General features: G+C 66.3%; 8 protein-coding genes. 7 read left to right on the forward strand and 1 reads right to left on the reverse strand.

All coding sequences use genetic code 11. The features are described from left to right. From rpoB to TX76_RS07735, 6 genes are all read left to right on the forward strand, one after another. Window positions 1-1,827, forward strand: coding sequence for a DNA-directed RNA polymerase subunit B (rpoB, locus tag TX76_RS07710; RefSeq protein WP_049901216.1), 1,827 nt, complete (start codon window positions 1-3; stop codon window positions 1,825-1,827). A gap of 25 nt (window positions 1,828-1,852) precedes the next feature. Next, entirely contained in the window at window positions 1,853-4,825 is a 2,973-nt protein-coding gene (locus tag TX76_RS07715) for a DNA-directed RNA polymerase subunit A' (protein WP_049901218.1), read from the forward strand. Next, on the forward strand, window positions 4,818-6,014 hold the full coding sequence (gene rpoA2, locus TX76_RS07720) for a DNA-directed RNA polymerase subunit A'' (protein ID WP_049901221.1): 1,197 nt from the start codon (window positions 4,818-4,820) through the stop codon (window positions 6,012-6,014). The genes TX76_RS07715 and rpoA2 overlap by 8 nt, the downstream gene beginning before the upstream one ends. Before the next feature lies 1 nt (window position 6,015). Next, window positions 6,016-6,441, forward strand: coding sequence for a NusA-like transcription termination signal-binding factor (locus tag TX76_RS07725; RefSeq protein ID WP_049901223.1), 426 nt, complete (start codon window positions 6,016-6,018; stop codon window positions 6,439-6,441). Window positions 6,442-6,786: 345 nt separating this feature from the next. Beyond that, window positions 6,787-7,215 carry a 30S ribosomal protein S12 gene (locus TX76_RS07730; RefSeq protein WP_005045278.1) on the forward strand — a complete coding sequence of 143 codons (429 nt, stop codon included), beginning with the start codon at window positions 6,787-6,789 and terminating at the stop codon, window positions 7,213-7,215. Next, window positions 7,215-7,835, forward strand: a complete 621-nt coding sequence (locus TX76_RS07735; protein WP_049901226.1) for a 30S ribosomal protein S7 — start codon at window positions 7,215-7,217, stop codon at window positions 7,833-7,835. Before TX76_RS07730 ends, TX76_RS07735 begins: the two co-directional genes overlap by 1 nt. An 88-nt stretch (window positions 7,836-7,923) precedes the next feature. On the opposite strand, the gene TX76_RS07740 is transcribed toward TX76_RS07735, so the two are convergent. Continuing rightward, on the reverse strand, window positions 7,924-8,673 hold the full coding sequence (locus tag TX76_RS07740) for a DUF5781 family protein (protein ID WP_049901228.1): 750 nt from the start codon (window positions 8,671-8,673) through the stop codon (window positions 7,924-7,926). A gap of 462 nt (window positions 8,674-9,135) precedes the next feature. Between TX76_RS07740 and TX76_RS07745 the strand changes: the two genes are divergently transcribed. After that, the gene (locus TX76_RS07745; RefSeq protein WP_049901230.1) at window positions 9,136-11,319 is read left to right on the forward strand and encodes an elongation factor EF-2; all 2,184 of its coding nucleotides are present in this window, start codon (window positions 9,136-9,138) and stop codon (window positions 11,317-11,319) included. The last annotated feature ends 64 nt before the right edge of the window (window positions 11,320-11,383 follow it).

Consider the following 11,383-nt stretch of genomic DNA (forward strand, 5'->3'; position numbering starts at 1 on the left):
ATGAGTCAGGCACGCGACGCGAAAGTCTACGTGAACGGTAGCCTGGTCGGCACGCACGACCAGCCCGAACAGCTCGCCCATCAGGTCCGCGAGGCACGCCGCCGTGGGGACGTGGCCGAGACGGTGAACGTCTCGGTCAAGGGCCGGACCAACGAGGTCATCATCAACGCCGACGCCGGCCGGGCGCGACGGCCGCTGATCGTGGTCGAGGAGGGCGAGCCCCTCATCACCGAGGGCGAGGTCGAGGCGGTCACCGACGGCGAGACCGAGTTCGAGGATCTCGTCGACCAGGGCTACATCGAGTTCATCGACGCCGAGGAGGAGGAGGACATCCTCGTGGGCGTCGACGAAGGCGACCTCACCGAGGATCACACCCACCTCGAGATCGATCCCCAACTGATCTTCGGGATCGGTGCGGGGATGATCCCCTATCCCGAGCACAACGCCTCACCCCGGATCACGATGGGTGCGGGGATGATCAAGCAGTCACTCGGGCTGCCGAGCGCGAACTACCGCATCCGACCCGACACCCGCCAGCATCTGCTCCACTATCCCCAACTGTCGATGGTCAAGACCCAGACCACCGAGCAGATCGGGTACGACGACCGGCCCGCGGCCCAGAACTTCGTGGTCGCAGTCATGTCCTACGAGGGGTTCAACATCGAGGACGCGCTGGTGCTGAACGAGGGGTCGGTCGATCGGGCGCTCGCGCGCTCGCACTTCTTCCGGACGTACGAGGGTGAGGAGCGACGGTATCCGGGCGGTCAGGAGGATCGCTTCGAGATGCCCGACGACGACGTGCGCGGTGCGCGGGGCGAGGAGGCGTACACCCACCTCGACGAAGATGGATTGGTGAACCCCGAGACCACGGTCGACGAGAGCGCGGTGCTGCTCGGGAAGACCAGCCCCCCGAGATTCCTCGAAGAGCCGGACGACATGGGCGGGCTTAGTCCGCAGAAGCGCCGCGAGACGTCGGTGACGATGCGCTCGGGCGAGTCGGGCGTCGTCGACACGGTGACGCTGATGCAGGGCGAGGACGGCTCGAAACTCTCGAAGGTCTCGGTTCGCGATCAACGGATCCCCGAACTCGGCGACAAGTTCGCGAGTCGGCACGGCCAGAAGGGCGTCGTCGGCCACATCGCGCCCCAGGAGGACATGCCGTTCACCGAGGAGGGCGTCGTGCCCGACCTCATCATCAACCCGCACGCGCTGCCGTCGCGGATGACCGTCGGCCACGTGTTGGAGATGCTCGGCGGCAAGGTCGGCTCCCTGGAGGGCCGGCGGGTCGACGGCACGGCCTTCACCGGCGAGGACGAGGAGGAACTCCGCGGCTCGCTCGAAGAACACGGGTTCGACTCCAGCGGGAAGGAGATCATGTACTCCGGCGTGACGGGCGAGAAGATCGACGCCGAGATCTTCGTCGGGACCATTTTCTATCAGAAGCTCTACCACATGGTCTCGAACAAGATCCACGCCCGTTCTCGGGGACCGGTCCAGGTGCTCACGCGCCAGCCGACCGAGGGGCGCGCCCGCGAGGGTGGCCTCCGGGTCGGCGAGATGGAACGGGACGTGCTGATCGGGCACGGTGCGGCGATGGCGCTGAAGGAGCGCCTGCTCGACGAATCCGACCGGGAGTTCGTCTACGTCTGCGGGGAGTGTGGGATGAGTGCGGTCGAGAACGTCGAGCAGCGTCGGGTGTACTGCCCGAACTGCGGGGAGGAGACCGAGATCCACGAGATCGAGATGAGCTACGCGTTCAAACTCCTGCTCGACGAGATGAAGGCGCTGGGGATCGCCCCGCGGCTCGAACTCGAGGACGCGGTCTGATCTACTCTATCAACACCACCAACACATGAGCACCAACGCAACACCCAAGGAGATCGGTGCGATCGACTTCGGGCTGATGAACCCGGAGGAGTACCGCGAGATGAGCGCGACGAAGATCATCACCGCCGACACCTACGACGACGACGGCTACCCCATCGACATGGGGCTGATGGACCCACGTCTGGGAGTGATCGACCCCGGCCTCGAATGCAAGACCTGCGGCCAGCACTCGGGGTCGTGTAACGGCCACTTCGGCCACATCGAGCTCGCCGCGCCCGTGATCCACGTCGGGTTCACGAAGCTGATGCGGCGGCTGCTCCGGGGCACCTGCCGGGAGTGCTCGCGGCTCCTGCTCGACGAACAGGAGCGCAACGAGTTCGCGAACCGGCTCCAGCGGGCACGCGAACTCGACAACGACGTGAACGACGTGACGAAGGCCGCGATCCGGCAGGCACGAAAGAAGGATCGGTGTGCGTACTGCGGCGAGGAGCAGTACGACATCCAGCACGAGAAGCCGACGACGTACTACGAGGTCCAGGACGTGCTCGCGGCGGAGTACCCCGAGCTGATCGCCGAAGCGATGCAGCCCGACGAGGAGTCGGGCGATCCCGGGAGTTCGCCCCAGCAGCTCGCCGACGAGACCGACATCGACCTCTCGCGGATCAACGAGATTCTGGGTGGGGAGTTCCGGCCGCGCGAGGCCGACCGCGAGGCGATCGAGCGCGCGCTCGACGTCGATCTCACCGAGGAGGACATGAACAAGCTGATGCCGAGCGACATCCGGGACTGGTTCGAGGCGATCCCGGACGAAGACGTCGAAGTGCTCGGGATCGATCCCGAGCGCTCGCGCCCGGAGTGGATGGTGCTCACCGTCTTGCCCGTGCCGCCGGTCACCGCCAGGCCGTCGATCACGCTCGACAACGGCCAGCGGAGCGAGGACGACCTGACACACAAGCTGGTCGACATCATCCGGATCAACCAGCGGTTCATGGAGAACCGTGAGGCCGGCGCGCCACAGCTCATCATCGAGGACCTCTGGGAGCTGCTCCAGTACCACGTCACGACGTTCATGGACAACGAGATCTCGGGCACGCCGCCCGCCCGTCACCGCTCGGGCCGGCCGCTCAAGACCCTCTCCCAGCGACTGAAGGGCAAAGACGGCCGGTTCCGCGGCAGCCTCTCGGGCAAGCGTGTGAACTTCTCGGCTCGTACTGTGATCTCGCCGGACCCGACCCTCAGCCTCAACGAGGTCGGCGTCCCCGAGCGGGTCGCCTCGGAGATGACCCAGACGATGAACGTCAACGAGCGCAACATCGAGGAGGCGCGCCAGTACGTTCGCAACGGCGCGGAGACCCACCCCGGCGCGAACCGGGTCATCCGCCCCGACGGCAAGGTGATGAAGATCCTCGACCAGGCGAAAGAGGAGCTCGCAGAGCGGATCGAGCCCGGCTGGCAGGTTCAACGGCACCTCTCGGACGGCGACATCGTGATCTTCAACCGCCAGCCATCGCTCCACCGGATGAGCATCATGGCCCACGAGGTCGTGGTGATGCCGTACAAGACGTTCCGGCTCAACACGGTGGTCTGTCCGCCGTACAACGCCGACTTCGACGGCGACGAGATGAACATGCACGCCCTCCAGAACGAGGAGGCGCGTGCGGAGGCCCGCGTGCTGATGCGTGTCCAGGAGCAGATCCTCTCGCCGCGGTTCGGCGAGAACATCATCGGCGCGATTCAGGACCACGTCTCGGGGACGTACCTCCTCACTAACGCCGACGGCGAGCCCGGCGAAGTCGAGGGGGACGACGGAGTCCCACGGTTCAACGAGACCCAGGCGCTCGACCTGCTCCGGGCGACCGCGGTCGACGGGCTGCCCGAACACGATGGCACGGCGGACGACCGGCCGTACTGGACCGGCCGGACGATCTTCTCCGAACTCCTGCCCGGCGCACTCGACCTCGAGTTCGGCTCGTCGGCGGGCGACACGGTCGTGATCGAGAACGGCCAGCTGATTCAGGGCACCGTCGACGAGGACGCGGTCGGCGCGTTCGGCGGCGAGATCGTCGACGCCATCGTGAAGAAACACGGCGAGACGCGCGCCCGCGTGTTCATCAACGAGGTCGCGTCGCTCGCGATGCGCGCGATCATGCACTTCGGCTTCAGTCTGGGGATCGACGACGAGTCGATCCCGGAGGCCGCCGAGACCCAGATCGACGAGAGCATCGCGAACGCCTACGAGCGGATCGACGAACTCATCACCACCTACGAGGACGACGAGCTCGAATCGCTGCCCGGTCGAACGGTCGACGAGACCCTCGAGATGAAGATCATGCAGACGCTCGGGAAGGCCCGCGACTCCGCCGGCGACATCGCGGAGGACCACTTCGCGGAGGACAACCCCGCGGTCATCATGGCCGAGTCGGGCGCGCGTGGCTCGATGCTCAACCTCACTCAGATGGCGGCTTGCGTCGGTCAGCAGGCGGTCCGTGGCGAGCGGATCAATCGCGGGTACGAGGACCGCACGCTGAGTCACTACAAACCCGACGACCTCTCGGCGGAGGCCCACGGGTTCGTCGAGCACTCCTATCGCGGCGGGCTCACGCCCCGGGAGTTCTTCTTCCACGCGATGGGTGGCCGCGAGGGCCTCGTGGATACCGCAGTGCGAACCTCGAAGTCGGGCTACCTCCAGCGCCGCCTGATCAACGCGCTGTCGGAGCTCGAAACCCAGTACGACGGCACCGTCCGGGACACGAACGACAACATCGTCCAGTTCGAGTTCGGCGAGGACGGCACCAGTCCGGTGGAGGTCTCTTCGAGCGCCGACCACGAGATCGACGTCGAGTCGATCGCGGACGACGTCCTCGCGGCGGAGTTCGAGGACGAGGGCGAGGCGTTCATCGCCGAGCCGACGACCAACCTCTCGGAGGCCGCCGACGATCGGATGGTCGACGATCGCAACGACTCGCCGATCGAGGTGCCACAGGTGAACGATGACTGAGATCACGAGCCGGATCGAGACGACGGTCGAGGGGACCGACCTCCCGAAACGACTCAAGGACGAGGTGTACGAAGCGATCGAGGCCCGCGAGGTGACGGCCGAGGAGGCCGACGAGATCGCGGGTGCGGTCGAGGAGCAGTACCTCGACAGTCGGGTCGACCCGCTCGATCCTGTGGGTACTGTCTCGGCCCAGTCGATCGGGGAGCCAGGCACCCAGATGACGATGAACACGTTCCACTACGCGGGCGTGGCGGAGATCGACGTCACCCAGGGGTTGCCGCGGCTGATCGAGCTCGTCGACGCGCGGAAGACGCCCGACACGCCGACGATGCACGTCTTCCTCGACGAGGAGCACGCCGCCGACCGCGAGCGCGCCCACGAGGTCGTCTGGCGGATCGAGGCGACCCGCATTCTGGCGCTCGGGGACGTCTCGACCAACGTCGCCGACATGCTCGTTCAGGTCGATCTGAACGAGCAGACCTTAGAGGAGCGGATGATCACGCCGGAGGAGGTCGCGGAGATCATCGAGGACAGTCTCGGCGTGGAGGTCATCCAGTCGGGGACCACCGTCGAGTTCGGCCCCGACCAGCCGAGCTATCGCGACCTGCTCCAGCTCGTCGAGGAGCTGCGCGAGATCGTGTTCAAGGGGATCGACGAGGTCTCGCGGGTCGTGATCCGAAAGGAGGAGACCGATCGGGGCGAGGAGTTCGTGCTCTACACCGAGGGGTCGGCGTTCGGCGACGTGCTCGAGATCGAGGGCGTCGACGCCTCCCGCAGCACCTGCAACAACATCCACGAGATCCACCGGAACCTCGGGGTCGAGGCCGCACGCGAGACCATCATCGAGGAGACGATGAACACGCTCGAAGAGCAGGGGCTCGGCGACGTCAACATCCGCCACCTCATGCTGGTCGCGGACATCATGACCGCCGAGGGCACGATCGAGTCGATCGGCCGCCACGGCATCTCGGGCTCGAAGGACTCGGTGCTCGCCCGTGCCGCCTTCGAGGTCACGGTCAACCATCTGCTCGACGCGGCGGTCCACGGCGAGATCGACGACCTCAACGGCGTGACCGAGAACGTCATCGTCGGCAAGCCGATCAAGCTCGGCACCGGCGACGTCAACCTCCGGATGGGCGGCACGAGCGGGGCGGCCGGCGGCGCGGACGACGAGACTCGCGCGGACTGAGATGCGCGTGACGCTCTCGGACGCGGCGCGCCGACACATCGCGCTGTTCGAGGACGTCACGGGCGCGCCCGCCGTCGACTGTCTGTTCGACGACGCGAACGACCGGGTCTGCTTTCTGGTGGCCGCCGGCGAGATGGCCGACGCGATCGGTCCCGACGGCCGAACGGTCGAAAAGGTCGAGGAGCGCCTCGATCGGTCCGTCACCCTCGTCGAGAACGCCGATACACCCGAGGCGTTCGTCGCCAACGCGCTCGCGCCCGCCGCGGTCTACAACGTCACGATCAGCGAGAACCGGGATACCGTGGCCTATGCGGAGGTCGACCGGGCCGACCGGGGCGCGGCGATCGGCACGGACGGCCGGCGGATCGAGACCGCGCGGCGGCTGGCGAAGCGCCACTTCGATATCGACGACATCGAACTCGCGTAGCGTTCTCGTGGAGAGAGACCGAAAGCGGTGAACAGTTTGGAGGATGGGAGAGGAGAGAACGAGAGCAGAACCGCGACTGCCGGTGCAAATGAGAGACCGCCACCGCTCCGCAAACCACACCGCCCCGCAACGGCCACACGCCTCCCCAGCCGATTCCTTCGTTCCGCTCGCTGCGCTCGCGTCGCTCAGTCATCCCTCGCACGAGCGGGCGCGCTCCTGCACCGCAGCGCGCCCGCCGCGCGCCAACCAAACCCAAAATCCACACCGACAAGCGCGCCGCGTCGACACGGCCATTCGAACCCCGAAAAGGGAGGCTTAAGTGTGCCCGTCGGATAATCGACCCATATGGCCAACGGCAAGTACGCGGCGCGGAAACTCAAGAAGGACCGCCAGAGCCACCGGTGGTCCGACTCGGAGTACGCCCGGCGGGAGCGCGGGCTGCGCGAGCAGTCGGACCCGCTCGAAGGCGCTCCGCAAGGACGTGGCATCGTGCTCGAAAAGGTCGGCATCGAGGCCAAGCAGCCGAACTCCGCGATCCGAAAGTGTGTCCGGGTTCAGCTCATCAAAAACGGCAAGCAGGTCTCGGCGTTCTGTCCCGGCGATGGCGCAATTTCGTTCATCGACGAGCACGACGAGGTCACGATCGCGGGCATCGGCGGCGCGAAGGGCCGCGCGATGGGCGACATCTCGGGCGTGAACTACAAAGTCGAGAAGGTCAACGGCGTGAGCCTGATCGAACTCGTCCGCGGGAACGCGGAGAAGCCGGTGCGATAATGTCCGCCGAAGAGGACGCCCCCGAGCCGGAGAAACCCGCCGGGACCGACGAGGAGAGCGAAACCGACGCACAGCTGTTCGAACGCTGGGCAGTCACGGGCTTCGAGTACAACGACCCCTCGACCAAGCGCTACATCACGGTCACCCCCGTGGAGCACACGATGGGTCGCCACGCCGGCAAGCAGTTCCAGAAGAGCGAGGTCTCGATCGTCGAGCGACTCATCAACCGGCTGATGCAGACCGACTCGAACACCGGCAAGAAACAGCAGGCCACCCGGATCGTCCGGCAGGCGTTCGAGGAGGTCCACGACCGGACCGACGAGAACCCGATTCAAGTACTGGTTACCGCGGTCGAGAACGCCGCCCCGCGCGAGGAGACCGTCCGCCTGAAGTACGGCGGGATCTCGGTTCCTCAAGCTGTGGACGTCGCCCCCCAGCGCCGGGTCGACCAGGCGCTCAAGTTCCTCGCCGAGGGCGCGTACAACGCGTCGTTCAAGTCGCCGACCGACGCCCACGAGGCGCTCGCCGACCAGCTCACCGGCGCGGCGAACTACGACGTCCAGACGTACGCGATCAACCAGAAAGAGGAGAACGAGCGCGTCGCGGCCGCCGCTCGCTGATTCGGTCGAATCGGTTTTCGGTTCGATCGTCGGGTTTCCGTCCTCCCTGTTTTCGGCCGCCGAGCAGTCGTGACGAGCAGCGGCGGCCTCAGTCGGCGGCGTAGTCGGTCCGAGTCGCGTACTCGCGGGTCGCCTCGACCAGCGCCCGTCGGTACTCGCCCTCATCGGGATCGGCCCCGAGGTCCCGAAATCGGCGCTTGAACGCCGCGAGCTCGATCCCGGCGGCGTCGTTCGCGGCGGCGTGGGCGAGATCGTACAGCCGGTGATCGTCGTCGATGCAGTCGTGGCGTTCTAAGAGTGCGAGCGCGAACGCCGCGTTGACCGCGGTGATCTCGGGGTCGGCTGCTGGCGTCAGCCTGGTCCACGACGGCGGATCGACGGGCCGATCGGCGAGCGCGGCCGCGAGGCTCGATTCGAGGAACGCCACCAGGCGATCGGCGGGAGCCACAGTAAGGGTAATGTCGTCGGCGTAGATGTCCTTCATGTGGTTCGCGATCTGATAGCAGTGTGAGAGCGTCCGCTGTTCGACCGAGTGGCCCGCCAAGGCGAGGTAGAGCGCCTCCCGCGTCGACTGGACGTGTGAGGGGTGGTCGGTCTCGTGGCGACGCATGTGGGAGTACTCGTGGAGCGCGAGCGGGCGCGCCATCGCGGAGTTCGCCGCCTGGCGGGAGATGTTCAGGACGTGATGGTCGTCGTAGTGGGCGGTCCACGTCCGCGAGTCGGGGTTGTCGCGAACGTGGATGTCGACCGGGAGGGCGAGATCGTGTTCGGTCGTGAAGAGGTCGCGCGCGCCGAGGAACGGTTCGGTCGGGCCGGCTGACTGCACGCGGACATCCATGTGTACTCATCACAGGCCGGTGCGGGTATGACTCTTGTGCCGGCGAGCATGGTAGTGGTAACTTAGCGATTCCGCGGAGACGGAGGACGTAACCGGCTTGAAAGCCCCGGCGCTCTCGACTCCCGCGGCTCGCTGCGGTCCTCGGCCTGCGGCCTGCGGCCTGCGGTCCTTACTTCGCCGGGGTTCGTCGAGAGCGTCGCCCCTTTCAGTCCCGCCCGTGGCGGTTGCTTGGCCAGTCGTTGCCTAAGTTAACGGTGCCGCGAGCATCACAGCCACGCGCTCCAGTGGCAGTACCGGTGTGTCACTTCCTCATCTTTCGAACTCCGCGCTCACTCGCTTCGCTCGTTCACGCGAAACACCGTCGTTCCACTCGCGTTGCTCGTTCCACGACGAGCTTCCGCCTCGCTGTCGCTCGGCGGAAACAGCACCCTTTTGACCCTGCTTCCGGTACGAATCGACATAATGGGCCGACGCAAGAAGATCGTACAGGAGTGCGAGCGGCTGATGGACAACCCGGAGAACATCCGGAACATCGCGATCGCCGCGCACATCGATCACGGCAAGACGACGCTGACGGACAACCTGCTCGCCGGCGCGGGCATGATCTCCGAGGACCTCGCGGGCGAGCAGCTCGCGATGGACACCGAGGAGGACGAGCAGGAACGCGGGATCACCATCGACGCGGCGAACGTCTCGATGACCCACGAGTACCAGGACACCAACCACCTCGTGAACCTCATCGACACGCCGGGCCACGTCGACTTCGGCGGCGACGTCACCCGGGCGATGCGTGCGGTCGACGGCGCGCTGGTGGTCGTCGACGCGGTCGAGGGCACGATGCCCCAGACCGAGACCGTGCTGCGCCAGGCGCTGCGCGAGAACGTCAAGCCGGCCCTCTTCATCAACAAGGTCGATCGCCTGATCAACGAGCTCCAGGAGGGCCCCGAGGAGATGCAAGAACGCCTCCAGGCCGTGATCGGCGACGTCAACGAGTTGATCCGGGGGATGGACGAGGAGCGCTACGAGGACGGCTGGAAGGTCTCGGTCCAGGACGGCACCGTGGCCTTCGGCTCGGCGCTCTACAACTGGGCGACCAGCCTGCCCCAGATGCAGGCCACCGGGATCGACTTCGGCGACATCATCGACTACAACCGCAACGACGAGATCGACGAGCTCCGCAAGCACTCGCCGCTCTCGAACGTCGTGCTCGACATGGTGGCCGAACACTTCCCGAACCCCGTGAAGGCCCAGCCAGAACGGGTTCCCACCGTGTGGCGTGGCGACGACACGACCGATCTCGCCGAGGGGATGCGCCTCGTCGACGACGAAGGCGAGGTCGTGTTCATGGTGACCGATATCGGGATGGACCCCCACGCCGGCGAGATCGCCTCCGGGAGGCTGTTTTCGGGTACTCTGGAACGCGGCCAGGACCTCTACGTCTCCGGGACGGCCGGCACGAACCGCATCCAGTCGGTCGGGATCTTCATGGGCGGCGAGCGCGAGGAGGTCGAGCGCGTTCCCGCCGGGAACATCGCCGCCGTCACCGGACTCCGTGACGCGATCGCGGGCTCGACGGTATCGAGCGTGGAGATGACGCCGTTCGAGTCGATCGAGCACATCTCCGAGCCCGTCATCACGAAATCCGTCGAGGCTCAGAGCATGGACGACCTCCCGAAGCTGATCGAGACGCTCCAGCAGGTCTCGAAGGAGGATCCCACCATCCGGATCGAGATCAACGAGGACACCGGCGAGCACCTCATCTCGGGCCAGGGCGAGCTCCACCTCGAAGTCATCACCCAGCGCATCGAGCGCAACCAGGGCATCCCGGTCACCACCGGTGAGCCGATCGTGGTCTTCCGCGAGGCCGTCCAGCAGCCCTCCGACATGGTCGAGGGTCAGTCGCCGAACCGTCACAACCGCTTTTACCTCACCGTCGAACCCCTCCCGCAGGACGTGGTCGAGGTCATCCAGCGCGGCGAGGCGTCGATGGACATGCCCGAGCAGGAACGCCGCGAGGCGCTCCAAGAGGCGGGGATGGACAAGGACACCTCCCAAGACGTCGAGACCATCCACGGCACGAACGTCCTGATCGACGACACGAAGGGGATCCAGCACCTGAACGAGACGATGGAGCTCGTCGTCGAGGGCTGGGAGGAGGCGCTCGACGACGGTCCCCTCGCTGCGGAGCCAGTCCAGGGAACCCTCATCCGGCTCGACGACGCCCGGCTCCACGAGGACGCCATCCACCGTGGGCCCGCCCAGGTCATCCCCGCCGTCCGCCAGGCGGTCCACCGCGCGCTGATCGACGGTCGGATCTCGATGCTCGAACCCATCCAGAACGTCCGGATCGACGTCCCAAGCGAGCACATGGGTCCCGCCTCGGGCGAGATCCAGGGTCGCCGTGGCCAGGTCGACGACATGTACCAGGAGGGTGACCTCATGGTGGTCGAGGGCGTCGCGCCGGTCGAGGAGATGATCGGCTTTGCGAGCGACATCCGTTCGGCGACCGAGGGCCGCGCCTCGTGGAACACCGAGAACGCCGGCTTCCAGGTGATGGCCGACAACCTCCAGCCCGAGACGATCAAGCAGATCCGCGAGCGCAAGGGGATGAAGCTCGAACTCCCCGCTGGTGTGGACTACTTTTAGACACCCACTTTTTTTACTTCGTCGGGTGCGCTCGCTTCGCTCGCCCACCACTCTCTGCTCCGGG

Origin of the sequence: Halococcus agarilyticus (assembly GCF_000334895.1) — an archaeon.
In the GTDB taxonomy this organism is placed as follows: Archaea; Halobacteriota; Halobacteria; order Halobacteriales; family Halococcaceae; genus Halococcus; species Halococcus agarilyticus.